13 protein-coding genes and 1 pseudogene are annotated in these 14,950 nt (G+C 68.5%); 10 read left to right on the top strand and 4 right to left on the bottom strand.

From position 1 onward, the window contains the following. Positions 1 to 14: 14 nt before the first annotated feature. The gene (locus AC5Y2S_RS13215; protein ID WP_499957040.1) at positions 15 to 1,544 is read left to right on the top strand and encodes a ComEC/Rec2 family competence protein; all 1,530 of its coding nucleotides are present in this window, start codon (positions 15 to 17) and stop codon (positions 1,542 to 1,544) included. Between the two features lie 30 nt (positions 1,545 to 1,574). Further along, positions 1,575 to 2,525, top strand: a complete 951-nt coding sequence (holA, locus tag AC5Y2S_RS13210; RefSeq protein WP_499957039.1) for a DNA polymerase III subunit delta — start codon at positions 1,575 to 1,577, stop codon at positions 2,523 to 2,525. A 21-nt stretch (positions 2,526 to 2,546) separates the two neighbouring features. Here holA and rpsT read toward each other — a convergent pair whose 3' ends face one another. Then, on the bottom strand, positions 2,547 to 2,807 hold the full coding sequence (gene rpsT / locus AC5Y2S_RS13205) for a 30S ribosomal protein S20 (protein ID WP_066930353.1): 261 nt from the start codon (positions 2,805 to 2,807) through the stop codon (positions 2,547 to 2,549). A 154-nt stretch (positions 2,808 to 2,961) separates the two neighbouring features. On the opposite strand from rpsT, the gene AC5Y2S_RS13200 reads away from it, so the two are divergent. Genes AC5Y2S_RS13200 through AC5Y2S_RS13185 form a run of 4 tightly spaced genes read left to right on the top strand, consistent with a single transcriptional unit; the run spans position 2,962 to position 7,175 of the window. Continuing rightward, positions 2,962 to 4,659 carry a circularly permuted type 2 ATP-grasp protein gene (locus AC5Y2S_RS13200; protein ID WP_499956588.1) on the top strand — a complete coding sequence of 566 codons (1,698 nt, stop codon included), beginning with the start codon at positions 2,962 to 2,964 and terminating at the stop codon, positions 4,657 to 4,659. After that, the gene (locus tag AC5Y2S_RS13195) at positions 4,659 to 5,636 is read left to right on the top strand and encodes an alpha-E domain-containing protein (RefSeq protein ID WP_499956587.1); all 978 of its coding nucleotides are present in this window, start codon (positions 4,659 to 4,661) and stop codon (positions 5,634 to 5,636) included. Before AC5Y2S_RS13200 ends, AC5Y2S_RS13195 begins: the two co-directional genes overlap by 1 nt. After that, positions 5,636 to 6,475 carry a transglutaminase family protein gene (locus AC5Y2S_RS13190; protein WP_499956586.1) on the top strand — a complete coding sequence of 280 codons (840 nt, stop codon included), beginning with the start codon at positions 5,636 to 5,638 and terminating at the stop codon, positions 6,473 to 6,475. The genes AC5Y2S_RS13195 and AC5Y2S_RS13190 overlap by 1 nt, the downstream gene beginning before the upstream one ends. A gap of 10 nt (positions 6,476 to 6,485) precedes the next feature. Further along, positions 6,486 to 7,175 carry a hypothetical protein gene (locus AC5Y2S_RS13185; RefSeq protein WP_499956585.1) on the top strand — a complete coding sequence of 230 codons (690 nt, stop codon included), beginning with the start codon at positions 6,486 to 6,488 and terminating at the stop codon, positions 7,173 to 7,175. On the opposite strand, the gene AC5Y2S_RS13180 is transcribed toward AC5Y2S_RS13185, so the two are convergent. Beyond that, on the bottom strand, positions 7,159 to 8,001 hold the full coding sequence (locus AC5Y2S_RS13180; RefSeq protein WP_499956584.1) for a ribonuclease Z: 843 nt from the start codon (positions 7,999 to 8,001) through the stop codon (positions 7,159 to 7,161). The two genes, AC5Y2S_RS13185 and AC5Y2S_RS13180, sit on opposite strands and share 17 nt — an antisense overlap. A 173-nt stretch (positions 8,002 to 8,174) precedes the next feature. On the opposite strand from AC5Y2S_RS13180, the gene AC5Y2S_RS13175 reads away from it, so the two are divergent. Continuing rightward, positions 8,175 to 8,603: a CBS domain-containing protein gene (locus AC5Y2S_RS13175; protein ID WP_499881037.1), complete on the top strand. Its 429-nt coding sequence runs from the start codon at positions 8,175 to 8,177 to the stop codon at positions 8,601 to 8,603. Positions 8,604 to 8,609: 6 nt separating this feature from the next. Here AC5Y2S_RS13175 and AC5Y2S_RS13170 read toward each other — a convergent pair whose 3' ends face one another. Continuing rightward, on the bottom strand, positions 8,610 to 9,188 hold the full coding sequence (locus AC5Y2S_RS13170) for a type II toxin-antitoxin system PemK/MazF family toxin (RefSeq protein WP_499956583.1): 579 nt from the start codon (positions 9,186 to 9,188) through the stop codon (positions 8,610 to 8,612). On the opposite strand from AC5Y2S_RS13170, the pseudogene lepA reads away from it, so the two are divergent. The 3 genes and pseudogenes from lepA to AC5Y2S_RS13155 all read left to right on the top strand — a co-directional run bounded on the left by lepA (position 9,170) and on the right by AC5Y2S_RS13155 (position 12,847). After that, positions 9,170 to 11,153 (top strand): annotated as a pseudogene (gene lepA / locus AC5Y2S_RS13165) (translation elongation factor 4). The gene AC5Y2S_RS13170 and the pseudogene lepA sit on opposite strands and share 19 nt — an antisense overlap. A 2-nt stretch (positions 11,154 to 11,155) precedes the next feature. Beyond that, entirely contained in the window at positions 11,156 to 11,923 is a 768-nt protein-coding gene (locus tag AC5Y2S_RS13160; RefSeq protein WP_499956582.1) for a sensor domain-containing protein, read from the top strand. Positions 11,924 to 12,112: 189 nt separating this feature from the next. Further along, entirely contained in the window at positions 12,113 to 12,847 is a 735-nt protein-coding gene (locus AC5Y2S_RS13155) for a sensor domain-containing protein (RefSeq protein WP_499956581.1), read from the top strand. A 6-nt stretch (positions 12,848 to 12,853) separates the two neighbouring features. Here AC5Y2S_RS13155 and AC5Y2S_RS13150 read toward each other — a convergent pair whose 3' ends face one another. Next, positions 12,854 to 14,905, bottom strand: coding sequence for a glycoside hydrolase family 15 protein (locus AC5Y2S_RS13150; RefSeq protein WP_499957038.1), 2,052 nt, complete (start codon positions 14,903 to 14,905; stop codon positions 12,854 to 12,856). Positions 14,906 to 14,950: the final 45 nt, after the last annotated feature.

Below are 14,950 nucleotides of genomic sequence, written 5' to 3'. Positions count from 1 at the left end.
CGGCGCGCCTCGATGTGCGCCTGGTCCCGGCCGCGCTCACCACCTGGGTGGTCACCGCCGCCGGGATCTGGTGGCCGATCGCACGCGCGGCCGCGTGCTGCTGCGTCGTGCTGCTCGGCGTGGCGGCGGCGCTGGCGTGCTACGCGGCGCGCGGGCCGGCCCGCGCCCGGCCGCTGCGGACGCTCGGCGCCGGCCTGGTGGCGGTCGGCGTGGTGGGCGCGGGGTACGGGCTGGCGATAGCGCTGCGCACCGACGCGGTCGCTCACCACCCGATCGCCGCGGCGTTCGGTACGACCGCCCCGGTGACGGTCAGCCCCACCGAGAGCGCGCTGCCCCTGGGCCCGGGCCGGCTGATGTTTCGCGCCACCCTGCAGCGCCTGCGCGACGACAAGGTGTCCGGTCGGGTGGTCGTCTTCGCGCGGGCATCGGACTTCGGCGACCTCACGGTGGGCCGGCCCGTGCGGTTCACCGCACGCATCAGCCGTCCGGGCCGCCGTGACCTGACGGTCGCGGTGCTCAACGCGTCGGGCCGTCCGACAATGGGCACCGCCGGTGCCGTGCAGCGCGCCGCCCACGCCGTGCGCGGCCGGCTCGCCGTCGCCGCCCGCGAGACCCTGACCGCCGACGAGGCCGCGATGCTGCCCGCCCTGGTTCTCGGCGACACCTCGGCCGTCACCGGCCAGACCAGCCGCGACTTTCGCGCGGCGGGCATGACACACCTGACCGCGGTGTCGGGGGCCAACGTCACGATCGTGTGCGGTGCCGTGCTGTTCTCGGCGCGGTTGATCGGCCCGCGCGCCGCAGTCGCTCTCGCCGCGGTGGCGCTGGTGGCGTTCGTCATCGTCGTGCAGCCGACGGCCAGCGTGCTGCGGGCCGCCGTGATGGCCGCCATCGCGCTGACGGGCGTGCTGTCGTCGCGTCGGCGCCAGGCGATTCCGGCCCTGTCGGCCGCGGTGCTGATGTTGCTGGCGCTCGCTCCGCAGCTCGCCGTCGACGTGGGCTTCGGGCTATCCGTGCTGGCGACGGCCGCGCTGATCGTCATCGCGCCGGCCTGGTCGCGGCGCCTCGTCGGCAGGGGCTGGCCCAAGCCGCTGGCCGACGCGCTCGCCGTCGCGTGCGCCGCGCACATGGTGACCGCCCCGCTCGTCGCCGGCATCTCGGGCCGGGTCAGCATGGTCGCCGTGGCGGCCAACCTCGCGGTCGCGCCCATGATCGCGCCGATCACGGTGCTCGGCAGCGCGGCGGCGCTGCTGTGCGTGGCGTGGCCCGCCGGCGCGCAGCTGTTGATCCGCTTCACCGGCCCCGAACTGTGGTGGGTCCTGCACGTGGCGAGGTGGTCGGCCGGCGCGCCCGCGGCGACGCTGCCCGTGCCGGCCGGTGCGCCCGGTGTGGCGCTGGTCGCCGCGGGCACGGTGTCGGTGCTTTTGGCGGCCCGGCTGCTCTGGCGGTGGCGCTGGTTTCGCCGGGCGGTCGGATGGGCCGGGGGAGTGGTCGCGGTGTGCGCGCTCGGCTGGTCGCTGTCGGGGGTCGTCGCTGGGTCGTGACACCATCGTGGGGTGAGCGATGTTGCGCACCTGCACCTGGTGTTGGGGGACGAGGAGCTGCTGGTCGAGCGGGCGGTGGCCGACGTGCTGCGGTCGGCGCGCGAGCGCGCCGGTACCAATGACGTCCCGGTGAGCCGGATGCGGGCCGGCGACGTCGGCACCTACGAACTCGCCGAGCTGCTGAGCCCGTCGCTGTTCGCCGACGAGCGCATCGTCGTGCTGGAGGCGGCCGCCGAAGCGGGCAAAGAAGCGGCCGCGGTCATCGCCGGGGCCGCCGCCGACGTTCCTTCGGGCACGGTGCTGGTAGTGGTGCATTCGGGCGGCGGGCGCGCCAAGGCGCTGGCCACCGAGCTGCAGTCGCTCGGCGCCGAGGTGCATCCGTGCGCCCGGATCGCCAAGCTCAGCGAGCGCGTCGACTTCATCCGCAAGGAGTTCCGCGCGCTGCGGGTCAAGGTCGACGAGGAGACCGTGACGGCCCTGCTGGACGCCGTCGGCTCCGACGTGCGCGAACTGGCCGCCGCCTGTTCACAACTCGTCGCCGACACCGCCGGTGACGTCAACGCCGCCGCGGTGCGCCGCTACCACAGCGGAAAGGCGGAGGTGAAGGGCTTCGACATCGCCGACAAGGCGGTCGCCGGCGACGTCGCGGGGGCCACCGAGGCGCTGCGCTGGGCGATGATGCGCGGCGAACCGCTGGTGGTGCTGGCCGACGCGCTGGCCGAGGCCGTGCACACCATCGGCCGGGTGGGTCCGTTGTCCGGCGACCCCTACCGCCTGGCGTCGCAGCTGGGCATGCCGCCGTGGCGCGTGCAGAAAGCCCAGAAGCAGGCCCGGCGCTGGACGCGCGAGACGGTTGCGGTCGCGATGAAAGTGGTGGCGGAACTCAACGCCAACGTGAAGGGGGCCGTCGCCGACGCGGACTACGCGCTGGAATCGGCGGTCAGGCAGGTCGCCGAATTGGTGGCCGACCGGGGCCACTGACAGGCCTCAGCGGCCCGGTACTCAGATCTTGTTGAGGGCCCGCGCCAGCGCCGACTTCTTGTTGGCGGCCTGGTTCTTGTGGATCACGCCCTTGCTGGCCGCCTTGTCCAGCTTGCGGTTGGTCGAGACCAGCAGCTCCGCGGCCTTCTCTTTGTCGCCGCCGTCGGCGGCCTCGCGGAACGCGCGGACGGCGGTACGCAGCGAGGACTTCACCGACTTGTTGCGAAGCCGGGCGCGCTCGTTGGTCTTGATGCGCTTCTGCTGCGACTTGATGTTGGCCACGCGTGAGTTCCTTCTACGAATCGGTGTTTGCGGTGCTTTTCGGGGGGCGCCCCACACCCAATAGCGACTGCCCAGGTTATCAGTCGGTTACGTTTTCTCCCAAAACGGGAACCCGTGGCCTGCCAGAATGGCGATGTGAGGCAGCATCTGAAAAGTGAGTCTTCAACTGGAGAAAACCAGGCGTGGATCCCGCGGTGCCAAGCGTTCTGAGGTGCGCTTCGAACGGATTTTCAGCGGCTACAACCTGACGTCGGACGCCTACGCGCTGGCCTTCGACGAGATGTTCGACGCCCAGGGCAATGTCCGCGGCCCGTACAAGGGCATCTACGCCGAGCTGGTGCCGTCGGACGCCTCAGACCTGGAAGCCCGCTCCGAAGCGCTGGCCCGTGCCTTCATCGACCAGGGCATCACCTTCTCCCTGTCCGGCCAGGAGCGACCGTTCCCGCTCGACCTGGTGCCGCGGGTGATCTCGGCGGCCGAATGGACTCGGCTGGAGCGCGGCATCATCCAGCGCGTCAAGGCCCTCGAGATGTACCTGGACGACATCTACGGCGATCAGGAGATCCTGAATGACGGCGTCATCCCGCGCCGGCTGATCACGTCCTGTGAACACTTTCACCGACAGGCATTCGGCATCGTCCCGCCCAACGGCGTGCGTATCCACGTAGCCGGCATCGACCTGATCAAGGACGAGAAGGGCACCTGGCGGGTGCTCGAGGACAACCTGCGCTCGCCGTCAGGGGTGTCCTACGTGATGGAAAACCGGCGCACCATGGCCCGGGTCTTCCCGAACCTGTTCGCGACTCACCGGGTGCGCGCGGTCGACGACTACGCCGCACATCTGCTGCGGGCGCTGCGCAACTCCGCGGCCACCAACGAGGCCGACCCGACCGTCGTGGTGCTGACCCCTGGCGTCTACAACTCGGCCTATTTCGAGCATTCGCTGCTGGCCCGGCAGATGGGCGTCGAACTCGTCGAGGGGCGCGACCTCTTTTGTCGGGACAACCAGGTCTACATGCGCACCACCGAGGGCGAAACCCAGGTGGACGTCATCTACCGGCGCATCGACGACATCTTCCTGGACCCGCTGCAGTTCCGTGCTGACTCGGTGCTCGGGGTCGCCGGTCTGGTCAATGCCGCGCGCGCCGGCAACGTCGTCATCTCGAGCGCGATCGGCAATGGCGTCGGGGACGACAAGCTCGTCTACACCTACGTGCCCACCATGATCGAGTACTACCTGGGTGAGAAACCGTTGCTGGCCAACGTGGAGACCTTCCGTTGCTGGCTCGCCGACGAACGCGAGGAGGTGCTCGACCGGGTCAACGAGTTGGTCATCAAGCCGGTCGAGGGGTCCGGCGGGTACGGAATCGTGTTCGGGCCTGACGCCTCCGAAAAGGAGTTGGCCGCCGTTAGCAAGAAGATCCGCGACGATCCGCGCAGCTGGATCGCGCAGCCGATGATGGAGCTGTCGACGGTGCCGACGCAGATCGACAGCGCGCTGGCTCCGCGCTACGTCGACCTGCGTCCGTTCGCGGTCAACGACGGTGACGAGGTCTGGGTGTTGCCGGGCGGTCTAACGCGGGTGGCGCTGGAGGAGGGCTCGCGGGTGGTGAACTCCAGCCAAGGGGGCGGCTCGAAAGACACGTGGGTGCTGGCGTCGTCGCGCGCGTCGGCGGCCGACCGCGAGCTGGGGGCCGCCGAGGTGGTGCGTTCGCTGCCGAAATCAAAGGCGAGCGTGGACAATTCGACTCAGCAGCAGCCGAACGGCGACCACCCCCGCGAGTCCGCACCGCCGAAGAAGAAGCAGAAACAGCAACAAGAGCAACACCAGCAGCGACGGGTGGTCCACTGATGTTGGCCCGCAACGCCGAAGCGCTCTATTGGATCGGTCGCTACGTCGAGCGGGCCGACGACACCGCACGGATTCTGGACGTGGCGCTCCATCAATTGCTGGAAGATTCGAGCGTCGATCCCGACCAGGCATCACGGGTGTTGTTGCGGGTGCTCGGCGTCGAGGCCCCCGACGACGAATTGGACGTCTGGTCGCTGACGGATCTGGTGGCCTACAACACCGACGACCGTGGCGGCACGTCGATCGTCGAGGCGATCACGGCGGCGCGTGAGAACGCGAAGTCGGCGCGGGAAGTGACCTCCATCGAGATCTGGGAGTGCCTCAACACCACCTACAACGCCTTACCCGAACGCCAACGCGCTGCCAAACGCCTCGGGCCGCATGAATTTCTGTCGTTCATCGAGGGCCGGGCGGCGATGTTCGCCGGCCTGGCCGACTCCACCTTGTCTCGTGACGACGGATACCGCTTCATGGTGCTGGGCCGCGCGATCGAGCGCGTCGACATGACGGTGCGGCTGCTGCTGTCGCGGGTGGGCGACAGTGCGTCCTCGCCGGCCTGGGTGACGCTGTTGCGTTCGGCCGGCGCGCACGACACCTATCTGCGTACCTACCGCGGCGCGCTGGACGCCGGTCGAGTGGTCGAGTTCATGTTGCTCGACCGACTGTTCCCTCGATCGGTGTTCTACTCGCTGCGGCTGGCCGAACACAGCATCGAAGAGCTGGTCCACAACCCACAGAGTCGGGTGGGGGCCACCGTCGAAGCGCAGCGACTGCTCGGGCAGGCGCGCAGCGAACTGGAGTTCATGCCGCCCGGGGTATTGCTCGACACGCTCGAGATGCGCCTGGCTGCCCTGCAGAAGACGTGCTACGACGTCGGAGAGGCGTTGGCGCAGCAGTACTTTCACGTCACGCCGTGGGTGGCTTGGTCGGATGCCGGCCACAGTGCCGAGCTGGTTGCACGCAACGGAGACACCTGATGTGGCGGCTACGGGTGGTGCATACAACCGGATTTGCTTACCAATCGGCGGTCACGGCGTCCTACAACGAGGCCCGGCTGACCCCACAATCGGATACCCGGCAAAACGTCATCCTCAACCGGGTGGAAACCATCCCGGCGACCCGGTCCTACCGTTTCACCGATTACTGGGGCACCGCCGTCACGGCATTCGACCTACATGCCCCGCACACCGATCTGACGGTCACGTCGTCTTCGGTCGTGGAAACCGAGCAGCCGGAGCCACCGGAAACCGATGTCCGCTGGGACGACCTGGAATCCGAGGCGGTGATCGATCGCTTCGACGAATTTCTGACTCCGACCGACCACACCCCGGATCCCAAACGGCTGCGGCCCATCTACAAGCGGCTTGCCAAAGGGCATGAGCCCGCCGAAGCGGTTGTCGCCGCGGCCAAGTTCGTGCACGAGGAGCTGGACTATCTGCCGGGCACCACCGGCGTGCACACGTCGGGCCTCGAGGCGCTGCACGCGGGCAAGGGTGTCTGTCAGGACTTCGTTCACCTTTCGCTGATGCTGTTGCGCGGCATGGGAATTCCCGCGCGCTATGTGTCCGGATATCTGCATCCGAAAAAAGACGCCGTCGTCGGCGACACCGTGGATGGCCGCAGCCACGCCTGGTTGCAGGCCTGGATCGGCTCCTGGTGGAATTACGACCCGACCAATGAGAGCGAGATCAACGAGCAGTACGTCAGCGTGGGCGTCGGCCGCGACTACACCGACGTGTCCCCGCTGAAGGGCATCTATTCGGGCGAGGGCGCGACTGACCTCGACGTGGTCGTGGAGATCACCCGACTGGCCTAGCGTTCAGGTCATGAACGATTCACCGGCAGGCCGAAACCTACGGCCCCTGCTATGGCTTTCCGCGCTTTGTCTCGGCGTGCTTTTTGGCGGGATCGCCATCGGTATCGCGCTGGGCGGCGTGATGCCGCTGCCGTACGGGCCCGCGTCCGCCGTCACCGCGTACGTCCGCGCCCAGCCGCTCGCCATTCAAGTGATCGCCACCGCGGTGTTCGCGTCGTCGGTGCCGCTGGCAATCTACGCGGCGACGGCCAGCGCCGGGTTGCGGCAACTCGGCGCCCCGGGGGCCACGATCGCGCTCGCGGGCGGCATCCTGGCGGCTGGAGCCCTGGGCCTCACCGGTTTGCTGGCCTGGACGCTGTCGAGGCCGGACGTCAGCGCCGACGCCGCGTTGGTCCGTGCCATCTACTTCCTGGTGTTTCTGGTCGGCGGCCCGGGCCACATCGTGGCGCTGGGGCTGCTGGTGGCGGGCATGGCGGTGGCCAGCCTCGTCTTGGGGTTGACGCCGCGCCCGGTGGCCTGGGCCGGCTTGGCGATCGCGGCCCTGGCCGAGTCGGCGACGCTGGTGCTGGTGTGGCCCGAACTCGGCGCGATCCTGCCGATCGCGCGGGCCTCGGGCCTGGCCTGGCTGGTGCTGGCGGGCGTGTTACTGCCGTTGCGCCGCAACGACATTCGCCGAATGGCGGCTACGCCCGCGGGCTGACCTCGACGCGGTGCAGGTCGTCGCCGAGCTCGATGCGGCCGCCGAATTTGGTGGCGGCCAGCGCGCGCCACTGCTCCTCCTGCCCGGGCACCGGCGCCGGCACGTAGTGCGTCATCACCAGGGTGCCCACGCCCGCTCGCTCCGCGGTCGTCGCCGCCTCCTCCACCGAGGAGTGGTAATCACAGATGTCTTGAATCCGCTGTTGCGGGATGTTGACGACGATGTCCTTGCGGATCACGGTGTGCACCAATGCGTCTGCACCGCTTGCCAGTTCGTCCAGACCAGCGCAGGGGACCGTGTCTCCGGCCAGCACCACCGACGTGCCGCCGGATTCGATGCGGAAGCCGATGGTCGGCGCCACCGGCCGGTGGTCGGTCGGCCCGACCCGGATCGACACCCCGTCGCGGTCCCACACCGCGCCCTCGGTGCATTCGTGCACCTCGACCGCCGGCGGCGCGTTCAGATCGGCGTGATGGGCGATCCGGTAACCGATGTCGTGGCCGAATGCCTTCAGCGTCGCCGCCACGGTCTCGGCGGTGCCGGGCGGCCCGATGATCGGCAGCGGCGCGGGATCGGGCGCGAAGGTGGTGATCCAACGGGTGATCAGGAGGTCGCCCAGCTCGCCGATGTGGTCGCTGTGCAGGTGGGTGAGCAGCAGCGCCGACAACCCGGCGGCGCCCACGCCGACGGCCGCCGCGCGCTGCAGCACCCCACGCCCGCAATCCACCAGGAACACCTGCCCGCCGGCCCGCACCAGGGTCGACGGTCCGGCGCGGTTCGGGTCGGGGATGGGGCTTCCGGTGCCCAGCAGGGTGATCTCGATCATGGCCCCATCCTCGCAAGCCGCACAGGGCGGCAGGCGCATTTGACCGATCCGAGTTTGGCTCCGGAATCGGGGGGTATGGGAGCCCGCGGTTGCCGCTTTTCGTGTTGGCTTTCCCGCCGGGCGAGTTAGCCGTAGCCTGATGTGAAGCGGATCACAACCGGCTGGAGGCCTTGATGCGGATTGCGGACGTCTTGCGGAACAAGGGCGCGGCGGTGGTGACGATCAACCCCGACGCGACCGTCAAGGAGCTGCTCGCCGGCCTCGCCGACCAGAACATCGGCGCCATGGTGGTGGTCGGCGACGAGGGCGTCGTCGGCATCGTCTCGGAGCGCGACGTCGTGCGCCAACTGCACACCCACGGCGCCAGCGTGCTGTCGCGGCCGGTCTCGAAAATCATGACCGCCAACGTCGCCAGCTGCACGAAATCCGACACGGTCGATTCGTTGAGCGTGCTGATGACGAAGAACCGGGTGCGCCACGTGCCGGTGCTGGACGGCAAGAAGCTGATCGGCATCGTCAGCATCGGTGACGTGGTGAAGACCCGCATGGAGGAGCTCGAGGCCGAGCAGCAGCAGCTGCAGTCCTACATCACGCAGGGCTGACCGGGCCTAGCTCCAGGCGTAGTCCGCCCGTAGCCGGGCGGCGATGACGTCGAAGATTTCGCGATCCAGGATCGCGCCCTCGCGGCGAATGCCCTCCTCGGGCACGTCGAGCACCCGGTCCAGGCGAACCCAGCTTGCCCGGCCCTCGTAATCCCAGGCACCGGCCCCGATCCCGACCCAGTCGCGATCACCGGCGTGGCGCTCCTGGCTGGACACCACCAGCCCCAGCAAGACGCGGCGGTCACGGCCCACGACCAGCACCGGTCGATCCTTGCCGCGCGTCGGATCGTCCTCGTAGGCCACCCACGTCCAGACGATCTCGCCGGGATCGGCCCGGCCGTCGAGGTTGGGGGCGTAGACCAGCTTTCGCGCCCGCTGGGCGGTGGGAAAGCTGGTGCTGGTCACCGGCCGCCCCGCCGCGATCTCGGCCGGTGACTGTGGTGCGGCGGCGGCGATGACGTTCGCGGTGATCTTCACGGCGCGCTCGAGTTCGCGCGCGACGACCTGGGCGGTCTGCGCGTAGATCACCACATTTCGGGCGAACCGCTGCAACGTCTTCCATTGGGATTTCCGGGGAGACGCCATATTCGCAGCATAACCGCGGGCGGCCGGGTGCGAATGTGTCCAAGTAGGTCCCGACGACCCCGCACAGATACCCTGGACATACCGCCCAGGCGGCCGCGAGCAGGCCCAGACCAGGAGATTCCCATCAGCAGTTTCGCCGACAAGACCTTCACCCCGCCGGCGCAGATTCGGAATTTCTGCATCATCGCTCACATCGACCACGGCAAGTCGACGCTGGCGGACCGGATGCTTCAGCTCACCGGCGTCGTCGATGAGCGGTCGATGCGCGCCCAGTACCTCGACCGGATGGACATCGAGCGGGAGCGCGGGATCACCATCAAGGCGCAGAACGTGCGGCTGCCGTGGAAGGTCGGGGACGAGGATTACGTCCTGCACCTGATCGACACCCCGGGCCACGTCGACTTCACCTACGAGGTGTCGCGCGCGCTGGAGGCCTGCGAGGGCGCGGTCCTGCTGGTGGACGCCGCCCAGGGCATCGAGGCGCAGACCCTGGCCAACCTGTACCTGGCGCTGGACCGTGACCTGCACATCATCCCGGTGCTCAACAAGATCGACCTGCCGGCCGCCGACCCCGACCGCTACGCGGGCGAGATCGCCCACATCATCGGCTGCGAGGCCGGGGATGTGCTGCGGGTGTCCGGCAAGACCGGGGAGGGCGTCGCCGACCTGCTCGATCACGTCGTCCGTGAGGTCCCACCACCGCAGGGCGACGCCGACGCGCCCACCCGCGCGATGATCTTCGACTCCGTCTACGACATCTACCGCGGCGTGGTCACCTACGTGCGCGTGGTGGACGGCAAGATCACCCCGCGGGAGCGCATCGCGATGATGTCGACCGGCGCCACCCACGAACTGCTCGAGGTCGGCATCGTCTCGCCCGAGCCCAAGCCCAGCGAGGGCCTGGGGGTGGGGGAGGTCGGCTACCTGATCACGGGCGTGAAGGACGTCCGGCAGTCCAAGGTCGGCGACACGGTGACGACGGCGCGGCACGGCGCCACCGAGGCGCTGACGGGCTACCGCGAACCCAAGCCGATGGTCTACTCCGGGCTGTATCCCGTCGACGGCTCGGACTACCCGGATCTGCGCGACGCCCTGGACCGGCTGCAGCTCAACGATGCCGCCCTGACCTACGAGCCGGAGACGTCGGTGGCGCTCGGATTCGGTTTCCGCTGCGGCTTCCTGGGCCTGCTGCACATGGAGATCACCCGCGAGCGCCTGGAGCGCGAATTCGACCTGGACCTGATCTCGACGTCGCCGAACGTCGTCTACCGGGTCGTTAAAGAGGACGACACCGAGATCGTGGTGACCAACCCGTCGGACTGGCCGGAGGGCAAGATCCGCGTCGTCTACGAACCCGTGGTGAAGACCACCATCATCGCCCCGAGCGAGTTCATCGGCACCATCATGGAGCTGTGCCAGTCCCGGCGCGGCGAGCTGGGCGGCATGGATTATCTGTCGCCCGAGCGGGTGGAATTGCGTTACACCATGCCGCTCGGCGAGATCATCTTCGACTTCTTCGATTCCCTGAAGTCGCGCACCCGCGGCTATGCCAGCCTCGACTACGAGGAGGCGGGCGAGCAGGAGGCCGAACTGGTCAAGGTCGACATCCTGCTGCAGGGCGAGGCCGTCGACGCGTTCAGCGCGATCGTGCACAAGGATTCGGCGTACGCGTACGGGAACAAAATGACCACCAAGCTCAAGGAGCTGATCCCGCGCCAGCAGTTCGAGGTGCCGGTGCAGGCGGCGATCGGATCGAAAATCATTGCCCGCGAGAACATCCGGGCGATCCGCAAGGACGTGCTGTCCAAGTGCTACGGCGGTGACATCACCCGCAAACGCAAACTTCTGGAAAAGCAGAAGGAAGGCAAGAAGCGGATGAAGACGATCGGCCGGGTCGAGGTGCCACAGGAGGCGTTCGTTGCCGCACTGTCCACCGACGCCGCCGGGGACAAGGGTAAGAAGTAGCCGTGCGCATAGTTGGGCCCGCGACGGCCTTGATGTTGGTCGCCGCGTTGGCCGCGGGCTGCGGCGGGGTTGTGGATGGCACGGCGAAGCCGGCGCCGAATCTGAAGCCGCGACCGCTTTCCGGCGACACCGTCCGGCGCGTGCTGCTCGACGGTGACGCCCTGTCGCGGATGCTCAACCAACCCTTCGCGACCCGCAAGCCGGCCGAGTTCGGCGGTCCCGACGCGCTGAGCCAGAAGGACGAAACGGTATCGCCGGCCAATTGTCTCGGCGTGACGGCGATGCTGCAGAAAAGCGTCTACCAATCCGCGGACGTCAAAGACGTTGCGTCGCAGGCGTGGTGGAACAACGGCGATCCGGCGCAAGTGATCAGCGTCATCGAGGGTGTGGTGGCCCTGCCCTCCGCGGCGCAGGCCCAGGCCCTGTTCGCGCAATTCTCGCAGCAGTGGCAGCAGTGCAACGGCGCCACGACGACGGAGCAAAACGGCCCGATCAGCACGACCAACGTCATCAGCGACGTTCGCGTGCCGGATGCCTCCAAAACCATTGTCGCGGCGACCAATACCGCGACGTCGGTGCTGCCCAACATGCCACCGCTGCGGCCCACGCCACAGGCGCGAGCCATCGGGGTGCGGTTGAACTGCCTCGTCGAGGTGGAGGTGGTCTTCTTCGGCGACCGGCGTCCGTCGGACCCGGGATCGGGCAACCTTGACACCAGCAGCGTCGACGTCGCGCGCGCGATGATGGACAAGGTCAGCGCCCTGAGCTGACGCCGCCCCTTATCGCGGCCTGAGACATTGCTGCCTTCCCGCTGAGGCTTCGGTGTGTCTTACTGCGCCCCAGGCCTCCCAAAAGTAAACTTTCGGTGAACTAAAAGGAGCCGAAAGGTGAATGACGCGCATATGAGAGGTAAATCACAGCGACGATGTCCCACGCGCCTGGCACGGCGCTGGTGCAGCGTGGCGGCGCTGCTGCTCGTGATGTTGACCGCCGGCTGCGCCGCGGTTGTCGACGGCACGGCCCGCCCGGCGCCGGGCATGGCGCCGCGATCGCTGACCGGGCAAACCATCAAGCAGGTACTACTCGGGCACCGGGCGTTGTCGCGAATCCTCAACCAGTCCTTCAAGATTGACCCGCACTTCCGGCCGCGGTTCGGCGGCCCGGACGCGTTGCTGGACGACGGGTGGCTCTCGCCCGGCGACTGCCTGGGCGTCGCGTCCATGCTGCAGCGAGCCGTCTATCAATCCAGCGAGGTGCGCCACGTCGCGGTGCAAACCTGGCGGCACGCGCCCAAGTCCGTTGAGGTGACCAACGTGCAGGAGGGCGTGGTCAGCCTGCCCAGCCCCGCGGACGCCCAGGCGCTGTTCGACAAATTCGCCCGGCAGTGGCAGCAATGCGATGGCACGACGATGCCCTTGTCCGGCACGGTTTTCCGGCTCAAGGCCACGGTCGCCAACGTTCAAACCGCGGATTCGGTTGTGGCGGCCGATATTTCGATGGGGTTCGCCTCGCGCAGCACGGATTCGGCGTCGCTCCCGTCGGGGCGTGCGCTTGGTGTCCGCGGCAATTGCCTGGTCGAGGTCGAGGTCGCCTTCTTCGGTAACACGGAACCGTCGGAGCGGGGCGCCGATCCCCGGGCCCGTGCCGTCGACATCGCGCACGCCATCCTGGACAAGGTCGGCGCGCTGAGCTGAGGCGTTCTATACCGGCGCGTTGGCCGGCTGGAAGGTCCCCGAACCGTCGGCCTCCTCCTCGGCCCGGATGACGTGGACCACGGCATTGATCAGGGCCAGGTGGGTGAACGCCTGCGGGAAGTTGCCCAGGTGCCGCCCGGTGCGCGGCTCGATCTCCTCGGCGTAGAGGTGCAGCGGGCTGGCATAGGACAGCAGCCGCTCGCACAGCCGCTTGGCGCGATTCACCTCGCCGATCTCGACCAGCGCGGACACCAACCAGAAGGAGCAGATCGTGAACGTGCCCTCCTCGCCGGACAGCCCGTCGTCGGTCTGCTCGACCCGGTAGCGCAGCACCAGGCCTTCCTCGGTGAGTTCGTTGGCGATCGCCAGGACGGTGTTGCGCACGCGCGGGTCGTCCGGCGGCAGAAACCGGGTCAGTACCACCAGCAGCAGCGAGGCGTCCAGCGCGTCGCTGCCGTAGCGCTGGGTGAACACGCCGCGGGAGTCCACGCCGTGCTCGAGGATGTCGGTCTTGATCTCCTCGGCGATGGCCCGCCATTGCTGGGCGTAGCTCTTCTCGCCCTGTCGCTCGGCGAGCTTGGACCCGCGGTCGAGCGCCACCCAGCACATCACCTTCGACGACGTGAAATGCTGCGGCTCCCCGCGCACCTCCCAGATTCCGCGGTCGGGCTCGCGCCAGTGCTTGATCGCCTCTTCCACCTGCTTCTTCAGCACCGGCCAGAGGGTCTCCGGGATCTGCTCGCGCGACTTGGCGTGCAGGTAGAACGAGTCCAGGATCGAGCCCCAGATGTCGTGCTGAACCTGGTCGTAGGCGCCGTTGCCGATCCGCACCGGCCGGGCGTGGTCGTAACCGGAGAGATGGTGCAGCTCCTCTTCGACCAGGCTGCGCTCGCCGCCGACGCCATACATCACCTGCAGCGGGTGGCGCTCGTTGTTGTTGGCGCCGGAAACGTCGGCGATGAAGGCGAAGAAGTCGTCGGCCTCGCGGTCGAGTCCCAGGGTGTAGAGGCCCCACAGCGCGAACGTCGAGTCGCGGACCCAGGCATACCGATAGTCCCAGTTGCGTTCGCCGTGCGGCGTCTCGGGCAGCGACGTGGTGCTGGCGGCCAGCAGCGCGCCGGTCGGCGAATACGTCAGACCCTTCAGCGTGAGCGCGCTGCGCTGCAGGTAGGCGCGCCACGGGTGGTCGGGGAAGTTGCCGATGTTGATCCACTGCCGCCAGCACTCGGTGGTCTGCCACATCCTGTCGGCGGCCTCTTCGTAGGTCTGCGGCGCCGGGTGCTTCGTCCAGCTCAGGGCGACGAACACGTCGTCGCCCTCTTTCATCCGGGTGCGCGCCCGCGCTTCCCGGCCCTCCAGCCCGATGCGCAGGTTGGTGGTCAGCCGCAGCGTCGGGTGCGCGTCGGGCTGTTTGCTGGCGCGCGCGATGGCCTCGCCGTAGGCGTTGGCCGAGTACTCCCAGGTGACGCCGACGCGGTGGTAGTCGAAGGCCGGCTCGCAGCTCATCATCAGCTCGACCGTGCCGCTGACGCAGCGAACCGTGCGCAGCAGGATGTGCTCGGCGTCCCAGTCCATCGGGGTGCGGCGATGGGTTCGCGAGCGGCGCTCGATGTCGTGCCACGGGCCCATCACCAGCGCGTCACGCACGATCAGCCACCCGGTGTGGGTTTGCCAGGTGGTCTCCATGATCAGGCTGCCCGGAAGGTAGCGGCGCGCCGACGGCACCGAGACGCCGTAGGGGCCCAGCCGGAAGTGGCCGGCGCTACGGTCCAGGATCGCGCCGAACACGCTGGGGGAGTCGGGTCGGGGCACGCACAGCCATTCGACCGACCCGGCGGGGGAGATCAGGCACGTCGTCTCCCAGTCGGAGAGGAACGCGTAGTCGGCGATCGGCGGAAACGGGTTCCGCAGCGACGCGCTGGGCGCGAGCGGCGCGGGCGCGCTGAAATCGATCGGCGCAGCCAGCGCCGTTTCGGGCGGCGCCTCGAACGCTTCCAGGGGTGCCTCCGCGGGAGCACCGTCGGCCGGCTGGTCGGCGGGTTGGGCGTGCAGGACCATGCCGACATCATCGACTGTCAACCTGCCCGGCGTCCAATGTTTCCA

This window comes from Mycobacterium sp. NGS69, assembly GCF_059812165.1.
Note: the sequence above shows the minus strand (reverse complement) of the source record. Positions and strands in the feature narration are given on the sequence as shown.

What these genes read in the sequence shown, in the direction of transcription:
- AC5Y2S_RS13195 (WP_499956587.1), top strand. Translation starts at nt 4,659, where the DNA reads ATGTTGGCCCGCAACGCCGAAGCGCTCTATTGGATCGGTCGCTACGTC.
- AC5Y2S_RS13190 (WP_499956586.1), top strand. Translation starts at nt 5,636, where the DNA reads ATGTGGCGGCTACGGGTGGTGCATACAACCGGATTTGCTTACCAATCG.
- AC5Y2S_RS13185 (WP_499956585.1), top strand. Translation starts at nt 6,486, where the DNA reads ATGAACGATTCACCGGCAGGCCGAAACCTACGGCCCCTGCTATGGCTT.
- AC5Y2S_RS13180 (WP_499956584.1), bottom strand. Translation starts at nt 8,001, where the DNA reads ATGATCGAGATCACCCTGCTGGGCACCGGAAGCCCCATCCCCGACCCG.
- AC5Y2S_RS13175 (WP_499881037.1), top strand. Translation starts at nt 8,175, where the DNA reads ATGCGGATTGCGGACGTCTTGCGGAACAAGGGCGCGGCGGTGGTGACG.
- AC5Y2S_RS13170 (WP_499956583.1), bottom strand. Translation starts at nt 9,188, where the DNA reads ATGGCGTCTCCCCGGAAATCCCAATGGAAGACGTTGCAGCGGTTCGCC.
- AC5Y2S_RS13150 (WP_499957038.1), bottom strand. Translation starts at nt 14,905, where the DNA reads ATGGTCCTGCACGCCCAACCCGCCGACCAGCCGGCCGACGGTGCTCCC.